Source organism: Mycobacterium kyogaense (genome assembly GCF_036946525.1).
Taxonomy (GTDB): domain Bacteria; phylum Actinomycetota; class Actinomycetes; order Mycobacteriales; family Mycobacteriaceae; genus Mycobacterium; species Mycobacterium kyogaense_A.
On sequence record NZ_JAQIIY010000007.1, the window covers coordinates 15122 to 38612 of the forward strand.

22 protein-coding genes are annotated in these 23491 nt (G+C 68.9%); 9 read left to right on the forward strand and 13 right to left on the reverse strand.

What is annotated here, in order from left to right; genetic code table 11:
* Entirely contained in the window at positions 1 to 1014 is a 1014-nt protein-coding gene (locus PGN37_RS04335; RefSeq protein ID WP_335329804.1) for a D-alanine--D-alanine ligase family protein, read from the forward strand.
* A complete protein-coding gene (locus PGN37_RS04340) occupies positions 1011 to 1796 on the forward strand; it encodes a TauD/TfdA dioxygenase family protein (protein ID WP_335329805.1) in 786 nt (261 codons plus the stop codon). Before PGN37_RS04335 ends, PGN37_RS04340 begins: the two co-directional genes overlap by 4 nt.
* Here PGN37_RS04340 and PGN37_RS04345 read toward each other — a convergent pair.
* From PGN37_RS04345 to PGN37_RS04365, 5 genes are all read right to left on the reverse strand, one after another.
* The gene (locus tag PGN37_RS04345; RefSeq protein WP_335329806.1) at positions 1793 to 2452 is read right to left on the reverse strand and encodes an O-methyltransferase; all 660 of its coding nucleotides are present in this window, start codon (positions 2450 to 2452) and stop codon (positions 1793 to 1795) included. The genes PGN37_RS04340 and PGN37_RS04345 overlap by 4 nt on opposite strands.
* 25 nt (positions 2453 to 2477) lie before the next feature.
* Positions 2478 to 2972, reverse strand: a complete 495-nt coding sequence (locus PGN37_RS04350; protein WP_335329807.1) for a TIGR04338 family metallohydrolase — start codon at positions 2970 to 2972, stop codon at positions 2478 to 2480.
* Positions 2969 to 3721, reverse strand: a complete 753-nt coding sequence (locus PGN37_RS04355; RefSeq protein ID WP_335329808.1) for a DUF2786 domain-containing protein — start codon at positions 3719 to 3721, stop codon at positions 2969 to 2971. Before PGN37_RS04355 ends, PGN37_RS04350 begins: the two co-directional genes overlap by 4 nt.
* A gap of 79 nt (positions 3722 to 3800) precedes the next feature.
* Positions 3801 to 4766 carry a hypothetical protein gene (locus tag PGN37_RS04360; protein ID WP_335330079.1) on the reverse strand — a complete coding sequence of 322 codons (966 nt, stop codon included), beginning with the start codon at positions 4764 to 4766 and terminating at the stop codon, positions 3801 to 3803.
* A 29-nt stretch (positions 4767 to 4795) separates the two neighbouring features.
* Positions 4796 to 5635 (reverse strand): alpha/beta hydrolase, encoded by an 840-nt coding sequence (locus PGN37_RS04365; RefSeq protein ID WP_335329809.1) that lies wholly within the window; start codon positions 5633 to 5635, stop codon positions 4796 to 4798.
* Between the two features lie 83 nt (positions 5636 to 5718).
* Between PGN37_RS04365 and PGN37_RS04370 the strand changes: the two genes are divergently transcribed.
* From PGN37_RS04370 to PGN37_RS04380, 3 genes are all read left to right on the forward strand, one after another.
* Positions 5719 to 6711, forward strand: coding sequence for a sigma-70 family RNA polymerase sigma factor (locus PGN37_RS04370; protein ID WP_335329810.1), 993 nt, complete (start codon positions 5719 to 5721; stop codon positions 6709 to 6711).
* A 72-nt stretch (positions 6712 to 6783) separates the two neighbouring features.
* Complete coding sequence (locus tag PGN37_RS04375) at positions 6784 to 7263, forward strand: SRPBCC family protein (RefSeq protein WP_335329811.1); 480 nt, start codon at positions 6784 to 6786, stop codon at positions 7261 to 7263.
* Entirely contained in the window at positions 7254 to 7586 is a 333-nt protein-coding gene (locus tag PGN37_RS04380) for an ArsR/SmtB family transcription factor (protein WP_335329812.1), read from the forward strand. The genes PGN37_RS04375 and PGN37_RS04380 overlap by 10 nt, the downstream gene beginning before the upstream one ends.
* Position 7587: 1 nt before the next feature.
* Here PGN37_RS04380 and PGN37_RS04385 read toward each other — a convergent pair whose 3' ends face one another.
* Positions 7588 to 8028 carry a MarR family winged helix-turn-helix transcriptional regulator gene (locus tag PGN37_RS04385; RefSeq protein WP_335329813.1) on the reverse strand — a complete coding sequence of 147 codons (441 nt, stop codon included), beginning with the start codon at positions 8026 to 8028 and terminating at the stop codon, positions 7588 to 7590.
* 94 nt (positions 8029 to 8122) lie between these two features.
* Between PGN37_RS04385 and PGN37_RS04390 the strand changes: the two genes are divergently transcribed.
* A complete protein-coding gene (locus PGN37_RS04390) occupies positions 8123 to 8890 on the forward strand; it encodes a pirin family protein (protein WP_335329814.1) in 768 nt (255 codons plus the stop codon).
* Positions 8868 to 10178, forward strand: a complete 1311-nt coding sequence (locus PGN37_RS04395; protein WP_335329815.1) for a PQQ-dependent sugar dehydrogenase — start codon at positions 8868 to 8870, stop codon at positions 10176 to 10178. Before PGN37_RS04390 ends, PGN37_RS04395 begins: the two co-directional genes overlap by 23 nt.
* Here the strand turns inward: PGN37_RS04395 and PGN37_RS04400 are convergent.
* Positions 10154 to 10609: an SRPBCC family protein gene (locus PGN37_RS04400; protein WP_335329816.1), complete on the reverse strand. Its 456-nt coding sequence runs from the start codon at positions 10607 to 10609 to the stop codon at positions 10154 to 10156. The genes PGN37_RS04395 and PGN37_RS04400 overlap by 25 nt on opposite strands.
* A gap of 443 nt (positions 10610 to 11052) precedes the next feature.
* Here PGN37_RS04400 and PGN37_RS04405 point away from each other — a divergent pair, with 443 nt between their 5' ends.
* A complete protein-coding gene (locus PGN37_RS04405; RefSeq protein WP_335329817.1) occupies positions 11053 to 16860 on the forward strand; it encodes an Ig-like domain-containing protein in 5808 nt (1935 codons plus the stop codon).
* A 149-nt stretch (positions 16861 to 17009) separates the two neighbouring features.
* Complete coding sequence (locus PGN37_RS04410) at positions 17010 to 18092, forward strand: phosphodiester glycosidase family protein (RefSeq protein WP_335329818.1); 1083 nt, start codon at positions 17010 to 17012, stop codon at positions 18090 to 18092.
* On the opposite strand, the gene PGN37_RS04415 is transcribed toward PGN37_RS04410, so the two are convergent.
* The 6 genes from PGN37_RS04415 to PGN37_RS04440 are packed head-to-tail and all read right to left on the reverse strand — an operon-like array spanning position 18085 to position 23490.
* Entirely contained in the window at positions 18085 to 18852 is a 768-nt protein-coding gene (locus tag PGN37_RS04415; protein ID WP_335329819.1) for a fructosamine kinase family protein, read from the reverse strand. The two genes, PGN37_RS04410 and PGN37_RS04415, sit on opposite strands and share 8 nt — an antisense overlap.
* A 13-nt stretch (positions 18853 to 18865) precedes the next feature.
* The gene (locus tag PGN37_RS04420) at positions 18866 to 19795 is read right to left on the reverse strand and encodes a mammalian cell entry protein (protein ID WP_335329820.1); all 930 of its coding nucleotides are present in this window, start codon (positions 19793 to 19795) and stop codon (positions 18866 to 18868) included.
* Positions 19762 to 20313 carry a mammalian cell entry protein gene (locus tag PGN37_RS04425; protein WP_335329821.1) on the reverse strand — a complete coding sequence of 184 codons (552 nt, stop codon included), beginning with the start codon at positions 20311 to 20313 and terminating at the stop codon, positions 19762 to 19764. The genes PGN37_RS04420 and PGN37_RS04425 overlap by 34 nt, the downstream gene beginning before the upstream one ends.
* On the reverse strand, positions 20310 to 21281 hold the full coding sequence (locus PGN37_RS04430) for an RDD family protein (RefSeq protein ID WP_335329822.1): 972 nt from the start codon (positions 21279 to 21281) through the stop codon (positions 20310 to 20312). The genes PGN37_RS04425 and PGN37_RS04430 overlap by 4 nt, the downstream gene beginning before the upstream one ends.
* Complete coding sequence (locus PGN37_RS04435) at positions 21278 to 21958, reverse strand: hypothetical protein (protein ID WP_335329823.1); 681 nt, start codon at positions 21956 to 21958, stop codon at positions 21278 to 21280. The genes PGN37_RS04430 and PGN37_RS04435 overlap by 4 nt, the downstream gene beginning before the upstream one ends.
* On the reverse strand, positions 21928 to 23490 hold the full coding sequence (locus PGN37_RS04440; RefSeq protein WP_335329824.1) for an MlaD family protein: 1563 nt from the start codon (positions 23488 to 23490) through the stop codon (positions 21928 to 21930). Before PGN37_RS04440 ends, PGN37_RS04435 begins: the two co-directional genes overlap by 31 nt.
* Between the last annotated feature and the right edge of the window lies 1 nt (position 23491).

A 23491-nucleotide genomic window follows, 5' to 3' on the forward strand; every position in this document is an offset into this window, starting at 1 on the left:
ATGCGCCGCAGCATCGTTCAGCTGGTCGGTTCGCCCGTCGACGAGTTCCACGCCGAACTGTCGCGGCTGTACGCGCGCGCCAGCGCCGAGGCACTGTCGGCGAGGCACGACGTTCGCTTCGCATATGTCGCGCCCAGTGGCAGCTGGCAGTTCCCCGATGCCCTGGATGCCGGCAGCCTGGCCGCCGCGGAACCGCTGCCACCGACAGTCGGCATCGCACGGCTCGCCGAGATGCGGCCCGATGTGGTGCTGCCGCAGATGTTCTGCCTGCCCGGCATGACCTCTTATCGCGCCCTGCTCGACGTGCTGGGCCTTCCTTTCGTCGGCAACACCGCCGCAGTGATGGCCAACACCGCCGACAAGGCCATCGCCCGCGCCCTCGTCGCGGCCCGCGGCGTCGCGGTGCCCGAGGGGCGGGTCGTGACCGGTCCGGACCAGGTGGACCTGCCGCTGCCGCTCGTCGTCAAGCCCGCGCGCTCCGACAACTCGGTCGGGGTGTCCCTGGTGACCGAGCGCGGCGAGCTGGCCACCGCCGTCGCCGCGGCCGCCGCGCACAGCGCCGACGTGCTGGCCGAGACCTTCATCCCCCTCGGACGCGAAGTTCGCTGCGGTGTCCTCGATATCGACGGTCGGCTGGTGTGTCTGCCGCTGGAGGAGTACGCCCTCGACGCCCCGATCCGGTTGCCTGCGGACAAGCTGGGCCGCTCCAGCGGCGGCGAGCTGCGGTTGACGGCGGGCGACGGGGGACGGGCGTGGATCGTGGCGCCCGGTGATCCGGTCGAGGCGGCGGTGTTCGACGCGGCGCGTACGTGCTTCGCGGCGCTGGGCTGCCGGCACTACGGGCTCTTCGACTTCCGCATCGACCCCGACGGGCAGCCGTGGTTTCTGGAGGCGGGTCCGTACTGTTCGTTCGCGCCGTCGAGCGTGATCGCGAAGATGGCTGCTGCACACGGTTATTCGGTGCTCGACCTGTTCGACACGTTGTGCGGCGAGGCGAGGATCGCGGCGGCATGAGTCTCGAAGTGAGCACCCGCGATCCGGTCGGCGCGCAGGTGCGCGGGGTGACGGTGGGGCGGTTGAACCCCACGATGGTCTCGCATCTGCGGGCCCTGCTGGCCGTGCACGGCGTCTTGGTGCTGCCCGATCAGCATGTCGACGACGATGCCTTCACCCAGTTCCTCGAGAGCTTCGGCACCCTGGCGTTCACGACCGGTGAGACGCCGGTGCCGGCGGCCCCGGCGCTCAATGTCATCACGAACGTCGGGCGCACTCGTCCGCCGCGCTCGTCGTTCCACGTCGACACCAGCTATCTGCGCACCCCGCCCGCCTACACGGCGTTGCGCGCGGTGACGGTCCCCGAGCGCGGTGGGCAAACGCTGTTCACCAACCAGTACACCGCCTACGCGACGCTGCCGCGCCAGCTGCAGGCGCAGATCCGCAGCCGGGTGGTCACCCACGTCGTCACGGGCCTGGATCTCGACGAGGACGCCGAGACGGAGGCGAGGCACCCGCTGGCGTTGCGTCACCCGTTGACGGGCCGGACCGCGCTGTACCTGTCGACGCGGGAGCGCTGCCGCGCGGTGAGCGGGATGGCGCCGGAGGACGCCGCCGCGCTGATCGATGAGCTACTCACGCATTCGACCCAGCCGGACAACGTGTTTCGGCATGCGTGGCGTCCGTACGACGTGGTGATCTGGGACAACCGGTGCGTGATGCACAAGGCCGACCACGACGGGGTCGTCGGCGATCGGGTGATGCACCGGGGCACCGTCATGGACGAGGCGCGCTGGGGCTAGGTCATCACCGCGACGGCGAAGCCGTCCCAGCCCTTGGTGCCGACCGTCTGGATCGCGGCGGTCTGCAACCGCGGGTGCTCGCCCATCATTGTCAGCATGTCCCGCACGGCGCGGGCCTGGGCGTCGTCGGGTCGGGGGTCGAGCACTCGGCCGGATCGGGCGATGTTGTCGACGATGATCACGGTGCCGGGCCGGCCGAGCCGCATCGCCCACTCGACGTAGGCGACGTTGTTCTCCTTGTCGGCGTCGATGAAGACGAGGTCGAACGGCGCCCGGTCGGTCAGTGTCGGCAGCGTGTCCAGCGCCGCGCCGACGATCACCTCCACGCGGTCTGCCACGCCTGCGCGTTCCAGGTTGGCCCGCGCCACCTCGGCGTGCGCGGCCTCGAATTCCAGGCTGACGACCGAGCCGTCGGCGCCGACGGCCCGCGCCAACGCGATCGTGCTGTAGCCCGCGAGCGTGCCGATCTCGAGCACACTTCGGGCTTGGGCGACCTGCGCCCACAGCGACAGCAGGCGCGCGTGCTGCGGGGACACCTCGATGGCAGGCATCCCCGCCGCAACCCCCGCCTCGCGCGCCGCGCGCAGCACGTCGTCCTCGCTGTGCAGCAGGTCGGCGAACAGTTCGTCGAGAGACACCCAATCCGGTTCCGTCACGCCTGCGAACCTACTCCCGTTCCGGTCAGCCCCGGACCCCCTCGCTGGCTCCGACCACCTGTAGCACGTGGGCCACCTCCGGACCCATCACCGCCGCGGCCAGGTCGCGCAACGTCGCGACGAACTCCGGGCCGTGCGCGGGCTCGACGTCGCACAGATGGTGAGCGATCTCGTGCAGCACCACCAATTCCCGTAGTGCCCAACGGCTTCCGTTGTCGGGCACCGCGATGGTGGCGACATCATCGATCCGTTCGAAGTGCGCCGCCGTCGCCCCGCGGCGGGAACGCACCCGCAGCGCCCCGGCGTCCGGCCACGCCGCGCGGACCGCGGGCAGCGACAGCACATCGTCGACGTAGGCCTGCACTGATTCCACGGACGCGAACCGCGCCTCCGGCGGCAACGTCAGCTGCGTTCCGAAGAAGTCGACCACCCGGGTGTTGCGCTCAGCCGCCCGATCGAACATCGTCCGCACGAACTGTTCTGCGGCATAGACTTTCGCGCGCTGGGTGTCCCGGCTCACCTCTCCAGCGCCGTGCGCGCTCCCGCCAGCTCCGTCTCCCCGCCCAGCCGGGCGCGACGCCCCGCACGGTCACCGGCGCGGCGCGCCGCCGACGAATAACCCGCCGTCGCGCTGGTGGCCCGCCAGGTGCCGCGCGCCCGCGACGACTGCCGGTAGTAGTCCTTGAGCTCGAGGTCCTTGTCTCGCAACGCGATCGCGGTGCCCGGGTTGCTCTCCGGGCCTCGGGTGGCCTCCTGCTGCGCTTGCTCGCGCGCCTCGGCCAGCCGCTGCCCCACCCGCGCCCCGAACGCCAGCTGGAAGTTGATGCGCGCGGTGATCGTCGGCGTCGGGCGGTGCGCACCCGAGGCGATGTAGTCCTTGGACGCGCGCACCATCTGCAGCACCAGGCTGGTGTAGAGCGCATGGGTGGCGTCGATGTCCTCGGCGAACCCGTAGGCGTAGACGAACGTCGAGTTCGAGGCGATATCGCACTTGACGTCGTTGGCCGCGGCGATCACGACGAACAACTGCACGTAGGTGCGCAGCCCCCGCGCCCCGGTTTCGCCGATCGTGATCGTCCGCTGCACGGGGGTCTGCGCCGCGGTGCGCTCGGCGCTGTGCGAGCGTGCGACCGCCAGGTCGATCGACGTGGCGGTGGCCAAACGCTGCGCGGCGGCCATGAACGCCTCGGCCTCGTGGGCGTTGTCGGTGCCCTCGGCCTGGCGCAGCAGCGCCGCGATCCGGGACAGCATCTTCTCGTCGGTACTCATGCCGAGAAACCTAGGCCGGACGGCAGACATGTCATCGCTGACCAGTATCGCCCATCCCCACAACCGTTTTCATCCACAGCTAGCGCGCGGCGAAGCTGTCGAGCGCGGACACCAGCTGCGGTGACAGCGGATCCTTCTTCGCGTAGTTGGCGATGTTGTCGGTCGGGTCGTCGCGCAGCACGTGGTTGACGCCCTTGAGTTCGGTGACCGTCAGCGCGGTGCGGCTGAGCGCATCGATCAGCGGTTTTGCGTTGGCACAGTTGGCTTGGTTGTCCGAATCCGAGCAGGTGAGCAGCACCGGGGTCCCTGCGGGCACCGCGGCGGCCAGTGCCAGGGGATCGATCCGGTCGGCGTCGATGACCGCTTTGATGTTGCCCGGGTTGGCAATCGCATTCAGCCCGTCGGGCAGTGTGGCCGGCACCGTCCCCTGCGCGCGGATCTGCGCCACGGCGGCCTTCCACGCGGCCACCGTCTCGGGCGAACCGCCTGCCGCGACGCGGGTGCTGATGATGTCGAGGTAGCGCCCCGGCAGCGGCTGCAGCAACCCCAGCGAGTGCACCTTCGGCGCGTCGGGCGCGGTGTCCCCGGCCAGCGTCAGCGCGTGGATGCTGCCCTCCCCCAGCCCGTACACCGACAGCTTGCCCGGATCGGCGTCGGATCGTCCGGCGAGGAACCGCAGCGCCGCCTTGGCGCCGGTCGTGTAGACGGAGCTGACGACGTCGTCGGGATGATCCTTGTACCGGCCGATCCCGGTCCTGCCGGTGCCGACCTTGTCGTAGCGCAGCGTCGCCACGCCGCGTTCGGAGAGCAGCTCGGCCAGCTGCCGCATGTTGCCGATGGGGCCGGCGACCTGGTTGTCGCCGTTGCGGTCGGTGTTACCGCTCTCCGAGATCAGCAGTGCCGCGGGTCCGCGTTCGTCACCGCTGCGGTGCCGGTAGGTGCCGTAGATCGTCAGCCCGTCGGCGTCGAACGACACGTCCTCGTCGACCCACGCCGGCGGGGGAGCGTCGGACTTCGACGAGCACGCCGGCGCACCCAGCAGCATCACGCCCAGCAGGAGGGCGATCACCCGCTTCACAGCTGCGACTCGATCCACGACGTCACGTCGTCGAGCACCAGCGCCTTCTCCGGCTCGTTGAACACCTCGTGGTACAGCCCTGGGTACTCCTTGAGGTGCACGTCGGCCGAGTCCACGCACTCGATCAGCGTCCTGCTGCCCTGCACCGGAATGAGGCGGTCGGCGTCGCCGTGCACCACGAGCAGCGGCGCGGTGATCGCCGCGGCCCGGCGGGGCATCGTCTCGCCGACGAGGATCAACGCGCGGCCGATGCCGGCGGGCAACCGGCCGTGGTGGACCAGCGGGTCGGCCTCGTAGGCGGCGACGACCTCGGGGTCGCGCGACACCGCGTCGGCGGGCAGCTTCTCCAACGGCAGCCCGGGCGCGATCCGGCCCAGCAGCTTGGCCGCGGCGACCTTGGCCGCGGGCAGCACGGACTGAGCCGCAACGGCGGGGCCGGAGAGCACCATCGCGGTGTAGTCATCGGGATGCTCGACACCGTAGGTGAACACGATCCCGCCGCCCATGCTGTGGCCCAGCACGATGCGAGGCAGGCCGGGATGCTCGGTGCCGGCGATCCCGACCAGCGTGTGGAAGTCGGCGGTGTACTCGGAGATGTCGTGCAGCAGTACCCGCTTGCCGCCGGAGCGGCCGTGTCCGCGGTGGTCCAGGGCGTAGGTCAGCAGCCCTGCTTCGCCGAAGCGGGCGGCCACGTGGTCGTAGCGGCGGGCGTGCTCGGCGTAGCCGTGGGCGATGATCACCACACCGCGCGGAGTCTGGTCCGGCGTCCACGTGTCGTAGACGACGCGCACGCCGCCGACTCCGTCGAAGCTGCGTTCGGTTCGCGTCACGGGCATGCACGGCAGAGTAACGAGCGCCCGGAGGACCGGCAGCCCAGCATGGCTGACTTCGTCGGTGGCACTCATTAAGCTCGGGCACCGTGACCGTGTTGGCACTCGATGACAGCAGCGCCGAGAACGCCTTCCTCGCCGACGCCCAGCGGTACCGGCGGGAACTGCTCGCGCACTGCTACCGGATGACCGGCTCGCTGCACGACGCCGAGGACCTGGTCCAGGAGACGTATCTGCGGGCGTGGAAGGCCTACAAGGGGTTCGAAGGCAAGTCGTCGGTGCGCACCTGGCTGTACCGCATCGCGACCAACACCTGCCTGACCGCCTTGGAGGGTCGCAACCGCCGGCCGCTGCCCAGCGGGTTGGGCCAGCCGGCGTCCGATCCGCTCGGTGAGCTGCACGAACGTCATGAGATCACCTGGCTCGAGCCGCTTCCGGACGAGCCCAGGGCCGATCCGTCCGATCCGTCGGTGATTGCAGAATCCCGCGAATCGGTGCGGTTGGCGTTCATCGCGGCGTTGCAGCACCTGCCCGCCCGCCAGCGCGCGGTCCTGGTGCTGCGTGAGGTGCTGCAGTGGCGGGCCGCCGAGGTCGCCGACGCGATCGGGGTGTCGACCGCGGCGGTCAACAGTTTGTTGCAGCGCGCCCGCGCGCAGCTCGACGAGGTCGCCCCCGCGCGTGACGACGCGGCGCTGCCCCCGGACTCGCCGCAGACGGCCGACCTGCTGGATCGCTACATCTCGGCGTTCGAGACCTATGACATCGACCGGCTGGTGGAGCTGTTCACCGCCGACGCCGTATGGGAGATGCCGCCGTTCGACGGCTGGTACGACGGCCCGGCCTCGATCATTGCGCTGTCGAAGTTCCACTGCCCCGCCGAGGGGCCCGGCGACATGCGGTTCCTGCGCACGACGGCCAACGGTCAGCCGGTCGCGGCGCTGTACATGCGCAACCCGCAGACCGGTGTGCACGAGGCGTTCCAGCTGCACGTGCTCGACGCCCGCACCACCGGGATCTGCCACGTGGTGGCGTTCATGGAGATATCGCTGTTCGAGCGGTTCGGTCTGCCGGCGACCATCTAGGAAAAGCAACCAAAAGGTTGCTCTTGTCCCTCGAGTGATCTACCGTGATAGGCAACTAGGAGGTTGCATGTCATGACAGATCGCATCGAGAAGAGTGCCCTGCTGCGCGCCCCGCTGGACCGGGTGTGGCGAGCGATCAGCGATTCCGGAGAGTTCGGCACCTGGTTCGGGATGACGGTTCAGGGCCCGTTCGTCGCCGGCGAGACCGTGACCGGGGTGATGACACCGACCGCGGTCGACGATGAGGTCGCCGCACAGCAGAAAGATTTCGCCGGCATGGCGTTCCCGCTGCACGTGGTGACGGTCGAGCCGCCACGCTATTTCGCGTTCCGGTGGAACCCACTGCCCGAGCCCGAGTTCGATCACCTCACCACGCTGGTGGAGTTCACCCTCACCGAGACCGACGGCGGCGTTCTGCTGGAGATCGTGGAGTCGGGTTTCGACGCCCTCCCCGAATCGCGGCGTTCCGCGGCCTTCGCCGACAACAGCGGCGGCTGGGCCACACAGCTGCGCCTCATCGGGCAGTACCTAGCGGCTCCGCAGTGGGCGTGAGCCTCGCCAGCGCCGCGCCGCTGTTCGATGCACTCGGCGATCCTCACCGGCTGCGCATGGTCATCTGGCTCTGCGATACGGGACCGTCGTCGACGTCGACGGTGACGCAGGCGGTTCCGGTGACGCGGCAGGCAGCGACCAAGCACCTCGCGCTGCTGGAATCAGCCGGGGTGGTGCGCAGCGAGAAGCGCGGACGGGAACGCATCTGGACGGTGCAGACCACGTCGCTGGCCGAGGCACAGGATCTCCTGGCGACGCTGTCGCGCCGGTGGGACCGCCGCATCGACCGGTTGCGGGCCTTCGTCGAGGAGGCCGAGGAGTAGCTCAGCGCGGAAGGCGCTCGAGCACCCGGCCGATCGCGGCCCCGAACGCGCGCTGCTGGGCGGGCGAGAGCCCCTCGAACACGACGGTGCGCACCAGGTCGACGTGACCCGGCGCGGCGACGTCGAGCGCCGATCGGCCCTCGGCGGTGATCTCGACGGTGGCCGCCCGGCGGTCGTCGTCGTCGCCGTGACGTTCCACGAGGCCGCGCCCGCGCATCCGCCGCAGTTGATGCGAGAGCCGGCTCTGCTCCCACCCGATCAGCTCTCCGAGCTCGGTGATGCGTAACGGCCCGCGTTCGGACAGCGCGACCAGCACGTCGTAGTCCGAGAGCGAGAGCTCGCAGTCGGATTGCAGCTGACGGTGCATCGCGGTCTGCAATCGGCTGGCCATCGCGAGATAGTCACGCCAGATGCGCTGCTGCTCCGGGGTCAGCCACTCCATCACCCCACTCTACGGAATACATGATATGTCATGCATGTTGTCGGACTCAGAGCAGCCACCTAGGCTGGCCAGGACTCTTCAAGGAGTGATTCCCATGAGCACCACCCCCAGCGCCGTCGACATCCGCCGTGCCGCCGACCGCGCCGCCACGAAGATCGCCTGGCTGGACTCCAAGCACTCGTTCTCGTTCGGCGGGCACTACGACCCCGACAACACCCACCACGGGTTACTCCTGGTCAACAACGACGACATCGTCACGCCCGGCAGCGGCTTTGACACCCACCCGCACCGCGACATGGAAATCGTCACCTGGGTGCTGCGCGGCTCGTTGGTGCACCAGGACTCCACTGGCCACTCGGGCGTCATCTACCCCGGCCTGGCGCAGCGCATGTCGGCGGGACGAGGCATCATGCACTCCGAGAAGAACGACTCGTGGACTCTGACCGGCGAGCAATCGCATTCAGAGCCAGTGCATTTCGTGCAGATGTGGGTCGTCCCCGACGAATCGGGCATCACCCCGGGCTACCAGCAGCTCGAGATCGACGACGAGCTGCTGAGCGGCGGCCTCGTGACCATCGCGTCGGGCATGCCCGAGCACAGCGACGCCGCGGCGATCACGATCTCCAACCGGTACGCCGCGCTGCACGGCGCGCGGCTGCAGCCGGGACAGAGCGTGGAACTGCCCGACGCGCCCTACCTGCACCTGTTCGTGCCCCGCGGCGAGGTCGTGCTCGAAGGTGCGGGACCGCTGCACGAAGGTGACGCCGTGCGATTCACCGATTCCGGTGGTCAGCGCGTCACCGCGACAGACGCCGCCGAGATTCTCGTCTGGGAGATGCATGCCGGTCTCGCCGCTGCCTAGCCACGTCGGCGCGCTGCTCGTCACGGCCACACTCGTCGCCGGATGCAGCTCCGCGTCAGAACCCGCGCCGTCGTCGTCGGCCGCCCCGTCGTCGTCGGTGACGGCGACCTCGGCACCGCCCGCAACGGGGACGAGCACCGTCGACGTCGTCGTGCCGGTCGGGATGACAGAGGCGCCGTTCGACCAGCCGCGCCAGGTCCGGGTGCCGACGGGGTGGCAGCTGTCGGTCTGGGCGCGGACCCCGCGGCCCCGGCTGGCGCAGTGGGCCCCAGACGGGACGCTGCTGGTCTCGGTCCCGAGCGCGGGCACGGTGCTGCGGTTCACCCCGGATGGTGGCGGGGCGACGCAGGCGGTGCTGCTCGACGGGCTGGACCAGCCGCACGGCCTGGCCATGGTGGGCTCGACGCTGTACGTCGCCCAGAGCGACCAGATCGACGCGTACGACTACGCGGACGGAAGGGCGACCAACCCGCGCACGATCGCGGGTGAGTTACCCGACGCCAAGAGTCCCGATCTGCGCGGCGCGTACTCGCACGCCCTCAAGAGCGTGGCGGTGGGACCGGACGGCGCGGTGTACTTCTCGATCGGATCCACCGGCAACGTCTCGGCCGACGACCGCACGGCCACCCCGCCCCGGGCCACCATCATGCGGGTGCCGCCCGGCGGCGGACCCGCTGCGCCGTTCGCGACCGGGGTGCGCAACGGCACGGGCCTGGCCGTCGCACCCGACGGTTCCGTGTGGACGGCGAACAACGGCCGTGACAACGTGGCCGACCCGAGCACCGGCCAGGTCGATCCCGCCTACGTCGGCGAGCACCCCCGCGAACAGATCGCCAGACTCACGCCGGGCCGCGAATTGGGTTGGCCCTATTGCAATCCCGACGGTGGACCTGCCGATCTCCCGTTCATCCGGGACATCCAGACGAATCCGGACGGCGCCGAGATGGACTGTGCGGCGCTGCCGCCCGTCGAGCAGAGCATGGGAGCGCACTCGGCGCCGCTGGGGCTGAGCTTCGTCGACGGCGCCCTGCCCGCGCCGTATGCGCAGGGCGCGCTGATCGGGGTGCACGGCTCGTGGAATCGCCAGCCGCCGCGCGAACCCGAGGTGTCGTTCTATCCCTGGCGAGACGGCCGCCTCGAGAACCAGCAGACGCTGGTCGGCGGCTTCCAGGGCGAGAACGGGTCGCGGTGGGGCAGGCCCGTCGCGGCGGTCGTCGGCCCGGACGGCGCGGTCTACATCACCGACGACGCCGCCGATGCGATCTACCGACTGGCCCCGCCCCGCTGATCCAGCCCGTTGAGCACAGCGACGAGCTGCTTCTCCGTTTCGCCGGCCATCTTCTCGAACGCCAACTTCATCACCGGGTTGAGCAGCCGCGCGGTGCCGTGCATCTGCAGCTCCGCCTCGTAGGTGATCACCGACCCCGGACCTTCGGGCTCGACGATGATGGTGTCGACCGAGGTGGATGAGCCGTTCTCGCCGACGAAGACGACCTTGTGCTCGGTGAGTTCGTCGAGCGTGTAGGTCAGCTCGGCGGTGCGGCCGAAGATCTTGGAGACGTTGTGCCAGTAAGCGCCTTCGGCGACCGGGCCGCTGTCGATGCGCTCGCAGCGCCGGGTGCCGGGGTCCCACTGCTCGGCGTGCGCGAAATCCTTGAGGTAGTCGACGACGACCGGCGGCGGCGGACTCACGGTGAAGGTGCGGGACACGGTGGGCATGGTCCCCAGGTACCCGCTGGCGGGTTCGCAGCAAACCGGTCAGCAACGACGGGATCGCCTTTGTGCGATGCAGCTGTGACGCGAGTTGACACCGGTTCTGGTGATGACGGTTCGGCCCGCGCGGTCGGCGACGTCGACCGGAGCGCTACCTGTACCGACTACAGCCGCAAACACGCGGCGGCGGGGTGCGGCGCCACGTGAGGGGCGACAGCCGATTGATGATCCGATGACGATTGGTTGCGTAAGCAAATTTGCTGGCATGCATCCTCGCTGCCACTGCACGATGTCTCTCCTCGTGGCTTGAGGACGCTTCAGGGCCAAATATGACCATTTGCGACTTTGCTGTTGCAGATGCTGTGAAATCCCCGAATTTTCCTGGCAGATTCGCCAGACTCACCGTAGGCGGCCGATGTGCGAGTGGTCGTTGCTGAACGGGGGGTTCTATGAAGGCGTCAACATGCGTGGGCCGGGTCGGGGTTCTGGCCGTTCTGCTTGGGGTTGGCCTGGCTGCTCCACCGGCGATCGCCGCGGCAGACGACACGGCGTCGGCAACGACCTCGTCCGACGGTGCGCCGGCCGGCTCGGACACCGCCGACCCGCCGGAGCGCACGGCACCGGCGAACGATCCGAGCGCGCCCGACAACGACTCGGACATCGACTCGGACAGCGACGATCCGGACCCTGTTTCCGACGCCGGCACGTCCGACGGGAGTGCCGTCGATGATCCCGGGCAGGACATCGAACCGCCCGAGGCGGACACCGGGGATGCCGACGAGCCCGCGGCCTCCGGGCATGACCGACCGATGCGACGGCACCGAGCCGCCGTCGAGAAACGCGTGGCCGACGAGCAAGTCGCGGCCGCCGAGAGCGATGCCGCCGGCACTCGGCCGGCGGCCACCGACTCCGCGCCCGCCGCAGACGAGGGCTCCGATCCCGGTGCGCCCTCGCAGCCTCCTGCGCCGGTGGACATCGCCGACGCAATCGCTCCGCCCGTCGCGATCGTCTCCTATCGGGCTCCCGACGTCACCGCGACGAGAGGCCTCGCAACACCTGCCGTGCCGTTCGCGCCCGCTCCGGGCGGGGCGCCGATCATCGCGCCCGCGATGTGGTTGCTCGCGGCCGCGTCGCGTCGGGAGTCCGCTGCGCAAAACACGGCGCCGACCGCGAGTCTGGCCTACCAGAGGAGTCCGAGTTCGTTCAGCGGCAAGGTGGTCGGCGACGTCCGTGCGTCAGACGCGGACCGCGACCGGCTGACGTATGCCGCATCGACACCACTCGCCGGAAGCGTCACCGTCAACCGCTCCGGCACGTTCACCTACACACCCAGCGCCGCCGCCCGGCATGCCGCAGCCGCGCCGGGCGGGATCACGACAGATACCTTCACCATCACCGTGTCCGACGGCGCGGGTGGTACAGCCGTGGTGCCGATCACCGTCGCGATCCGGCCGGCCAACGCGAAACCCTCGGCGACGAACACAGTTGCCGCACCCGATCCGACGTCGGGCGTCGTGCAGGGCAGCGTGGTGGTCAAGGACCGAGACGGTGATCCCATCACCTACACCGCGCCGGCCACCACCGCGCGCGGCACGGTCACGGTCGATGCCCAGGGCCGTTTCACCTACACGCCCACCGAGCAGGCGCGGGAGGACGCGCGCAGCGTCTTCCGGCGCCTCGACAGCTTCACCGTCACGGTCGACGACGGTCACGGCGGCACCGCCACCACGACCGTCCACGTCCGGATCGCTCCACCGCCACCGAACGCCGCCCCGGCCAACGGTTCTGCATCGGTCGGCAACCCCGGCAGCGACGGCGTCGTCACCGGAACCGTCAGCGCCACCGATCCCAACGGCGACCCCCTCACCTACGCACTCGGCGGCACCACACCCGTCCGCGGGACCGTCGTCGTGACATCGGACGGCAGTTTCACCTACACACCGACCGCGGCGGCGCGGCATGCCGCTGCGGCGACGAACGCGGGCGCCGCCCTGCGCAGCGACAGCTTCTCGGTGACGGTGGCCGACGGTAAAGGCGGGCTGTTGACGGTTCCGGTGACCGTCACAATCAGCCCCACGAACGCCGCCCCGGTGGGTGGATCGGCGACAACCGGGGACGCCGATTCCACCACCGGGGCGGTGAGCGGCACACTGACCGCCAGCGACAACGACGGCGACCCGCTCACCTTCAGCGGATCCGCCACCACCGCGAAGGGCGAGGTCGTCATCGCGACCGATGGTGGGTTCACCTACACACCAACGGTTTCCGCGCGCCAGGAAGCAACGGAGTCCGACGTCACCGACACGTTCACCGTGACAGTCACCGACGGATACGGCGGAGTCGCCACCTTCGACGTCACCGTGGCGGTCAGTCCGCTGGCCGCCTCCGGTGAACAGCCCGCCACCGGCGTCATCACCGTGCCCAACCCGTCGGGCGGGCCGCTGGAGTACCAGGTGAGCGACGACAGCGAGCTCGGCGAGGCCACGGTGGACGCCGACGGCACGTGGACCTACACGCCGACCCCGGCGGCCCGCCACCAGGCGGCGGCCGACAATGCCGACACCACAGACAAACTGCACACCTTCACCGTCACGGTCACCGACTCGGAGGGCACCGTCACTGTCGTCCCGATCACGGTGTCGATCGTCGGCGCGAACGAGGTGCCGGTGGTCACCGAGGAACCCGAGCAGGAGGTCGACGCCGACACGGGCGTCACGTCGGGGGTCCTGATCGTCACCGACGCCGACGGTGATCCCATCGACGCCGACATCGACGTCGACCCTGCGCAGGGCACCGTCGAGTACGACATCACCACGGGCATATGGACGTTCGAGGCCACCCCGGAAGCACGGCACGCCGCCGCGGCGGCGTTGGCGGGCGGCGGAACAGCGCGGATGATGCGCTTCGCGGCCCTGGCGGCGGCAGACCCGACGGTCGCCACGGTCACGTTCACCTTCCGCGACGGCTACGGCGGAGTGCAGACCACCGTGATCGACGTCCAGATCAGCCCTGCCAACGAGCCACCCGCGATCACACCGGTCACCGGCGGAGCGCCGGCCGCCGTGACAGGAACCGTCATCGGGACAGTCACTGTCTCCGATCCTGACGGTGATCCGCCGATCTTCACGGTCGGCACCTCAGCCAAGGGTGTGGAGGTGACGTTCGACGAGTCCACCGGGCAGTGGACCTACACGCCCACAGCGGCGGTGCGCACAGCGGCGTCCGCCGCGACGGCCAGCGCCGCCGATCGCCTGGATTCCTTCACGATCTCCGTCGACGACGGACACGGAGGAATCGCGAATGTCGTTGTCACCGTTCCGATCCTGTTCTCGACGACTGCCGACGGGCACATCGCGATCAACGGCACGGCAGCCCGGCCGATCGTCGTCAGCTCCGACGGTCGCCGCGCCTACCTGTCCACGGTCGAGGTGGCCGCAGACGGTACGACCGACTACCGGTTGACGGTCATCGACACAGCCGCGCGGACCGGATACCTGGTGCCGCTGGGCTCGATCGACGGGCCGATCGCGCTCAGCGCAGACGGCGCCCGCGCCTACGCCACCAGCGGCGACACGGTGCTGCTCATCGACACCGCGACCGCCACATCGCGGGCAATTGCGTTGCCGGGGCGCACGCTTGGCGATGTCACGTTCTCTGCGAACGGCGACCGCGTCTACGTGACGACCAGTGACTCGTCCGGTGACTACGCACTGGCCGTCATCGACGCGACAACGGACGCCGTGCGCACTGTGGACCTTCCCGACGACATGACCGACGCCGTTCGCGTCACCCCAGATGGGTTGCGCGCCTTTGTGATGACGGCCTCGGCGGAGGGTGTACCTGCTGCGGCTTTCACCGTGATCGACCTCGTCACCGGCGAATCGGAAGCCGGGTTGTATGTCGAAGACGGTGAACTGCTCACCCCCGTCCGATACAGCGATGACAGCAAGTACGCATACTTCGTGGTTCGTGCACCCGGCCAGACGGCGGACGAAACCTACGAGTTCTTCATCAGGCTGGACACCGATACTGCAGAAGGTGGTGGAGGCGATCTGGGCGCCCCCTTCCAAGGCTCGATCCAGTTGAGCGGTGACGGCGCCACCGGCTTCCTCCTAGTCAACCAGGGGCGGCAGAACTACATCGCCATCAACGCAGCGGACTCCACTGGTGGAACGCGTTCCTTCGGCCGGGGCAACGTGGTGACAAGCGACCTTCTCGTCTCTGATGACGGTCGGTTCTTCCTCGGTACCGCACTGGAGGATGGCACGGAGCATTACCTGACAGTCGTTGACGACTACGGCAGATCGACGTATGACATCTTGGTACCCGGCTCGTTGAGCGGATTGACCCTGAGCGCTGACGGGACGCAGGTTTTCGGCACGGTCACCTCGGACGACGGGCAGTCCTTTGTGGTTGTCACCGTCGCTACCGAGGAGGTGCAGTCAGTCGCGTTGCCGGGCAGCACTGTTGACGCACTGGCGATCAGTCCGGACGAATCACAGGTGTACGCGCTGACCAGTCAGGGCGGGACCCATCTGCTCAGCCTCGACGCCATACCGCAGCCACCTGTGTTCGGCGTACCCCAGATCTCGACCGTCGTGGGTACGACCGGTCGCGGTTACCAGTTCATCTACGACGAAAACACCGATACCACAACCATTCTCGTTGCGAATCCCGACGGACACGTCGATGTCGCCGGAACGGTCGACGGCGGCATCGTGACGGGTCCGTTCTCCAGACGGGTGACAGCCGAGATCGTCACGCTTGCTGATGGCGGGATTGCTTACGTCTCCGTCGGCGAATCCGACCTCGACGATGGGTTCGCAAATCTCGTGGTGGTGACACCGGATGCAGACCTGACCTCGGTGGCGGTGCCCGTGTACGGGCAGTGGATACGCTCAGCCGAGGGCACCAACTACTACCTCGGACTCGACAGCACCGACGAGACAGCGGCCGTGTGGCGCGTCACGTCCGCCGGTCAGGTGTCGAGCCATGTACGCGGTTACGCAGCCAATTCCTACCCCATCGCAGGCGTCACCGGACCGGACGGGACGCTCTACGTCGCGGTCTCACAGTTCGGCGTGGACAACACCGAACGCGCGTCGCTCTGGCGAATTTCGCCGTCGGAAGGCGAATCCATCATCGCGCTGACTCCACTTGACGGCACCGACATCACCGACCGGAGCTATGCGAGGTCGGTTGTGTTGGGGACGGACGGGACGGCATACGTCCTCGCCGACACCATTGGCCGGGAACCCGACGGACAGCTCAACCAATCGGCTGGCGTGCTCGTCGTGACTGCCGATGGCTCTGTCTACCGCTCGTTCCTACCGGTGCCGTCGGGCGCGGACAGCATCGCGACCGCGGGTGGTTCAGCCGTGTTCACCTGGTTCGACCGGAACAATTCCTGGGTCTCCGTCATCGACGCAGAAGGGAATCGGGTCGACTACCCCGTCACCGGATGGCAGGGCGACCCCGTCTCCACGGCCGACGGCAGCGGCGCGTACGTGCGCATAAACGGAGACGAGCTGATGTACGTCAATGCCGAAGGCGCCGTCAGCACCGTCGACGTCGGCACCTACCGGGGCGACATCGTCGCCGGCCGTGGCGCGACCGTCTACCTGCTCGACGGAGCCGGCAGCAGACTCATCGCAGTCACCGACGGCGTCGCCGAGGCGTCGGTGCTTGAGACATCATTCAGCACGGCATCATTCCAATACGGCGATGATGGAACGGTTTTCGCGATCCTCAGCGACGGCCAGGAGTACCGGGTCGCGATCCCGTCTGCCGGGTTCCTCTCTGACGTGCTGTACGAGACGGATGTGTCGCAGTTCCAGGTCGAGGTCATCGGAAACACCGCCCACATCGTCGGCCTGACTCCGGACGGCACCCAACTGCTCTCGATCGACAGCAGCGGAGCCACCGTCTTCGACGAGTTCTTCTCCGGCGACGACTACCAGCCGAGCGGGCCGGTCGAGATCGGGCCCGACGGCACGTTCTACTACGTGTTCTACGAAGAGATTTACGGCGGGCCGTCCGACTTCCAGCAGCTGACGCGCGTCTTCGCGGCAAACGCCGACGGCACCCGGGAGGTGTTCGTCACCGAGGGTGCACCGCCGATGATCCTGGATCAGTTCGCAGCGAATGCGGTGTCTGTCGCCCCGGACGGAACTCTCTACGTCACCGTCGGCACGACCGACGACAACGGACAGATCGTGAGCACGGTGCACGTCGTACCGGCGCAGAGCAGCGTCTGAGCCCTGCGGCCTCCGCCTAGCAAACCGTCCGGCAACCATCGCGGAATCATCCTGTGATACTGCTGTGACGAAAGTTGACACTGGTTCTCCTGCGATTATTGTTGTCTTTCTGGCTAGTCAGGTCTGTCAACCCGTCGAAGGAGCCGCCCATGTCGACTCCTGTCGCAAACATCGCCCGACGATTGCGCGGCGCCGCCGCTTCGGTGATCTGCGTCCTGGTGGCCGCTGGGATCAGCGCGCCGGAAGCCGCAGCGGCCAGCGCCCGGGAACAACTTGCCGCGGCGATCGCCACCACCAAGGGCTCGTATCTGGTCTACAACTTCGGATCTGGGTTCCCCGCCCCCATGCTCGACGCCTCAGGTCGCTGGTACGAGATGGGCAACGGCGGCCGGCTGATGATCATCAAGGCCGCCTCGTCGAGGCTGGCGCCGCGGCTGCTGGCCGACTCCCACACGGGGTTCCAGGCCCGCTGCGAACGTGATCCCCGGGCCCGCACCGCCGAAGGTCTGCTGCAGGCGTCGGAGACCTACTCTCCGCTGCAGGCGTGGCAGGTGCTCGGCCAGCCGACGATCGCGATCAACGCGAACTTCTTCGACGTGCGCGGCCAGCAGGGCGGTTCGTGGAAGTCGACCGGCTGCAGCTCGCCACTGGGTGCCTACGTCGACAACACCCGCAACCTCGGTCGCACCAACGCCGCGGTCACCGGCACGCTGGCCTATGCCGGCAAGCAGGGGCTCTCGGGTGGCAACGAGAACTGGATGGCGCTCTCGACGATGATCCTGCCGGTCCAAGGCGCACCGTTCGTGATTCCGCCCAAGAGCGACAACGACTTCGACGCGGCCTCCCCTGTGGTCGCCGGCCTGATCGACAAAGGCACCCGGTTCGTCGCGGTCGCCGGCATGCACCTGCTCGCCCCCGGCGACACCGGCCAGATGAACGATCCCGGCCCGAGCGCGGCACGCACCGCGATCGCCTACGTGCGCGACCGCGACGAGATGTACGTGTTCTCCGGCGGCAGCTACACCCCCGACCAGATCCAGGACCTGTTCCGCGGGCTGGGCAGCGACACGGCCGTCCTGCTCGACGGCGGCGGGTCGTCGGCCATCGTGCTGCGCCGCGACACCGGCGGTATGTGGGCGGGCGCGGGGTCGCCGCAGGGTTCCTGCGACACGATGGCGGTGCTGTGCGATTCGCACGAACGGGCACAGCCGGCGTGGCTGGCCTTCAACTAGCGGCCAGCGCGCTGCGCGCTGCCGCCAGCGTCTGACGCTCGTAGCCGGAACCGAACAGCACCACGTGCGCGAGCAGCGGGTAGAGCTGGTGCAGCCCGATCCTGTCGCGCCACCCCGCACTCAGCGGACGGACCTCCTGGTAGCCCGCGAGAATCTCGTCGCGGTGCGGACATCCGAACAGGGACAGCATCGCCAGGTCGGTCTCCCGGTGCCCGCCGTGCGCCGCGGGGTCGATCAGGACCACGCCGGCGGCGGTCCACATCACGTTGCCGCTCCACAGGTCACCGTGCAGCCGACACGGCTCTTCGTCAGTGTCGTCGAAATCTCCTGCTGCACACCGGGATATGACCGCCTCGATTGCCTCGCGGGCGTCTTGCCCCAACCGCGCCCGCTCGAGCATCGGCGCGAGCCGATGCTCCCCGTAGAAGCGTCCCCACGACCGGTCGCGGCTGTAGGTCATCGGTAGCGGCTGCTCGAGCGGACCGAAGAATCCCGACGCAGCGGTCCACCCGGGCGGTGGCGCGCCGAAACCCTCGGCACCGGCGGCGTGGGTGTGAGCCAGCCGTGCGCCGAACGTCCGCGCGGCCGCGCGTTCGGGTGCGACCGACGCCAGGCGCTCCAGCGTCAGCGACTGCTCGTCGACGGCGACGACCCGCGCGGCGGGAACACCCCCGTCGGCATCCGAAAGCCATTGCAGCCCAACGGCTTCGCAGCGGAAGAACCCCGACGGAGCATTCGGGTGACGTTTCACGTGGAACACGCGAAACGCGTCCCTACAGCTGCGGGGTGAGGTCGAACGACGTGACGGTCGACATCCGGGTGATCAGCCACTCCCCGCCGTCGCGCTTCATCGTCAGACGGTAGGACAGGTAGCGCAGCGATGGGATGTTCTTGGTGACGGGGCTCGTCGAAATCGAATTGGTGTACACGATCGCCGTGGCGTCGGTCGGCGTGAGGGCGGGCGAGACACTCTCCACAGCGGCGCCGACCACCTCGGTCGTGTTGGTGACCTGCGCCTGCTTGTTCGGCTCGACGATCGCGTCGATGTACTTGCGGTAGTCGCTGGCGAAGTCCCCACCGAGGAACCGCGACGCCCGGTCGGCCAGAGCAGGCATGTCCTCTGGGGTGTAGGTCCACAGTGCGGTGATCGCCGCGGTCGCAGTGCGGGCGATCTCGAGCTTGGTGGTGTTCATCGCTCGCTGCGCGAGGTAGGGCTGCACCATCGCGCCGGCGAAGGCGCCTCCACCGACGAAGAGCACCGAGGCGACGACCGCGGCCGCGACCAGCCCGCGCCCTGCCGGGCGGTGCTCGACCATCCGGATCTCGTCCGCGGGGGCGGCCTCGTCGGTCTCGTCGGCCTCGTCGGTCTCGTCGGCTGTGACGTCGCCCTCGGGTGTGTCGGCAGCGTCGGCATCCGGGTCGGTGGTGTCGGTGTCGGTGTCTGCGGTGACCTCGCGCTTCGGGGTACGCGCGGCCTTCCCGACGGGCTTCTTCGGCAGATCCGCCGTCTGTTCCAGCGGCGTCTCCACCGCGGAAGACTCGGGCTCCAGCCGCTCGACCGTCTCGTCGGGCTGCTCCGCCGCGGGCGCTGCCACGCGGTTCCGCCGGAAGAACCGGCGGCGGCGCGGCGGGGTGGCGGGGTCGCTGGGGGTCGCCGACTCGTCGGTGGTCAGATCACCTGAATCAGGTTGCTGATCTTCCACTGCTGTCCTTCCTTGATCGTCGTGGCGATCCAGCGGCTGCCACTTTCGATCGTCGTCTTGCCGTCGGGCGTCGTCGACGTCGCCTTGGTCGCGATCAACACGTCGGCGCTGCCGTCGTCGTTCCAGCGCTGCACCCCTGCGGCGAGCACCGTGCCGGTGGTCGGCTCTCCGCGGGCCACCTGCACCAGGATCTCGTTCTGCTTCTCCTTGAAACTCTTCGCGAACTCACCGGTGGCCTGCGCGGCGATCCGGTCCGCATAGGCGTTCGCGTTGAACGGGTCCAGCGTCATGTACTCGGTCATGAATTCGCGGGTGTAGCCCAGCGCCGACGCCTCCCGCACAGCCTCGGTGCGGTCGTGTTCGTGCCGGATCAGCATCAGGGTGCTCGCCGTGATCGCAGCGGCGACCACCAACGCCACCACCGTCGCCACCACGGGCAGCCCCCAGCGTTTCGGTCGCCGTGGCTCGGTGCCGAAGTAGTCGGTCGCCGTCTCGTCGACCTTGCGCCGCGGACTCACTGGCCGGCCGGGTTCATCTGGGGCTTCTTCAACACGGTCAGGTTCGCCACCCGCCACTGGCCGTCGGTGCGGTCGAAGTCGACGCGGACCGTCGCCGTGATGAACTTCAGGTCTTTCGGATCATCGCCACGCTGGCCCTGCATCGCCAGCAGCATGGACGCCGTGTCGGGCGTGACCGGCGGATCAGTGAGCACCGCATGGCTCACCGCCCAGTACTCGTTGGACTTGATCCCCGCCTTCTGGGCGGCCTGCTGCTGCGCGGCGAGCTGCTCCCGGTAGGCGCCGGTGGTCAGCGACTGCGCCCGAGCGAAGTCAGCCGCCATCGTGTCAGCGGTGTAGGTCAGCATCTGCTCGACGATGCGCGGACCCTGCTCGTCGATCTGGACACGCGCCGCATCCACGGCACGCTCGTGCCGATACACCGTGAGGTAACCCAATCCAGCCGCCGCAGCGCACACCAGCGCCACGACGATCAACACCATCGCGACGAGCCGCCGCACGTTGCGCGCCGGCCGCTCGACGACCAGGACCTCGGTGCGGGCCAGCATGTCGGCGAATGTGCGCCGCCGCCGATCCCACAGCGGCCACAGCCAGCCGACGAACACGGCCAACGTGTCGAGCAGGTGGGCGAGCTCCCGCAGAGCCAGCCGGCCGATGCCGACGGCGCCGCCGTCCCGACCGCGCACCGCGATTCCGCTTAGCGCCCGGCCGAGCGTCCAGCCCGTCGCCGAGGGAAGGACCAGCCGGTTGACCGCCGTCGCGAACAGCGCCACCGCGGCCGCACCGGTGAACGCCCATCGCGCCCAACCGTCGGCCGGCGACGCGAGAGCCAGCAGCGCCATCGTCGCGATCACGGCCGCACCCGGCAGGATGTCGACGAGCAGTGCACCCGCCCGCACCGACCACGACGCCCGGTCGACCTCCGGGGTGTCGGACGTCGAGTCGGCAACCGGCAGCACTGCCGTCACGACGTGACCTGGTCCAGCTTGGCGATGCGATACCGGCCCTCGTCGAACGCCATCGTCGCGCGCAGCCGGTAACCGACCTGCTGATTGGCGGCCTGCGAATTGGTGATCGCCACCCGGACCGCGACGAGTACGTTGATCGATCCGTCCGGGTTGTGCCGCTCGACCGCGGCGCGCAGGTCGTCGACGGCGACCTTCGCGTTGGCCGCCTGGTACGCCTCGGCGATCACGCTGCCGAACAGGCCGGCCTGGACGCCGAAGTCACCGGTCGAGCACTCCAGGATCTTGGACTGCGCCACGGTCATCGCCGCGGTGTCAGGCGCATTGGTCGCCGCCACACACTCCTTGGCGGCGGCCAGTGCGGCGTCGTCGCTGCGGGCGATCGCGGCAGCACGCTGATTCGACTTCAACGCGTAGTAGCCACCGGCCGCAGCGCCGCCGGCCAGCAGAACGAGCACCGCGGTCAGCGCCGCGACCCCGCGAGTGCTGAGCCGCGAGGGCCGACGACCGTCGTCCGTCAGGGTGTCGTCCGTCGGGGTGTCGTCGACGGACCCTTCGGCCACCGTCGTCTCGTCGACCGCCACAGTGTCCTCGGCGGCCGTCGTTTCCTCGTCGGCGGCGCCGTCCTCGGGGGTGTCGATGGGGGGGTTCAGCCGGCTGGAGCCAGCATCTCCTTCCATCCGTCATCTCCTGGGTTACTCGAGTTCTTCACGTTGTATCGCACCCCGTCGGGGCCGACCACCTCGCCGCTCTGGGGGCTGTACGCGGCGGTGCTGCCGGGCGGACCCTGCGCGGGAGTGTAGATGCACGGGTTGGGCTGTTGCCCGCTGCAGCTGACGGTACCCGAGCCCGGTGGGCTGATCGGATCACTGACCGGCGAGGTGCTCAGCGGCGGCGGCAGCTTGTCGGCCGGCAACGGATTCATGCCGTTGTTCACCGACGGCGCCGGGATCACCCGGCCCGGATCCACGCCCTGGTCACAGCGCGCACCGGGGGCGGGGCAGGACAGCACCTGGTTTGGGTCGCCGTACCACGGGTTGGTACCCAGCGGCACGTACGGCTCGTTGCTGTGGCATTCCTTCGGAGAGGCCGCGCGCTTGCCCGGCACATCCGCACACGGGTAGTTACGAGCGCCGCGAACGACGTTGCCCTGGTAGTCCTTCGGGATCTTGCAGTAGGTCCCGGTCGGCAGCGGAGCCATGGACGTGTCGGCGGGCGAACGCCACTCCGAGGCCGGCAGGAAGCCGGTCATGCACGGCGGCGGCAGGTTGATCGACAGGCCGAAGTGCAGCAGACCCTCGTTCTCGAAGATCGTGCCCGCCTGCGTCAGCGACGCCCCCTGGGGCAGGATCACCAGCGCCTGCTCGAGGCCCTTGTTGTAGCGCTTGAGCATGTCGATGACCACCGAAAGGTTGGCCAGCGTCTGCGGCAGCGAGTCGCGCACGTCGGAGAACAACGTGTTCACCTGATCCAGCGTGGGCGCCGCCTGCTGCAGACCGCTGCGCAGAGCACCGTCCTGCTCGGCGGTCTGGCTCGCGATGATGTTCAGGTTGCGCGACCACTGCGCGATCGCGTCACCCGATTGCACCTGGCTGTTCAGGATCGGCGCCGAGTTGGCGATGATGTCGTTGACCTGCGGCAGGTTGTCGCGGAAGCCTTCTGCGAGGTTCGTCGTGGACTCGACGAGGCGCTGCAGAGACGGACCGAGTCCGCCGACCGCCGCGGACGTCTCGGTCAGCAGCGAATCGATTTTCTCCTTCGGCAGCACGGCCAGGCCGCGGTTGGCCGCGTCCAGCGCGGGCCCGACCTCGGCCGGAACCGTGCTCTTCGTGATCGTCTGCCCCGGACTGAGGTACTGCTTGGTGTCGGCAGCGGGCACCAGGTCGAGGTACTGCTCACCGATCGCCGACACCGAGTGCACCTCGGCGGTCACGTCCACCGGGACCTTGACGTCGTCGTTGATGCTCAGCGTCGCCCGGGCGCCGTTCTCGGTGGGCTCGACGTCGGTCACCTTGCCGATCTGGGTGCCGCGGTACGTCACGTTGCCGGTGGCGTACAGGCCGCCTGATCGCGGCAGCTCGGTGTAGAGCGTGTACTGCCCCACGCCGGCCAGGCTCGGCAAGCGCAGGTAGTACAGGCCCAGCACCGCGACCGCCGCCACGGTCAGCACCGTGAAGATGACCAACTGGATCTTGATGAAACGGGTCAGCACT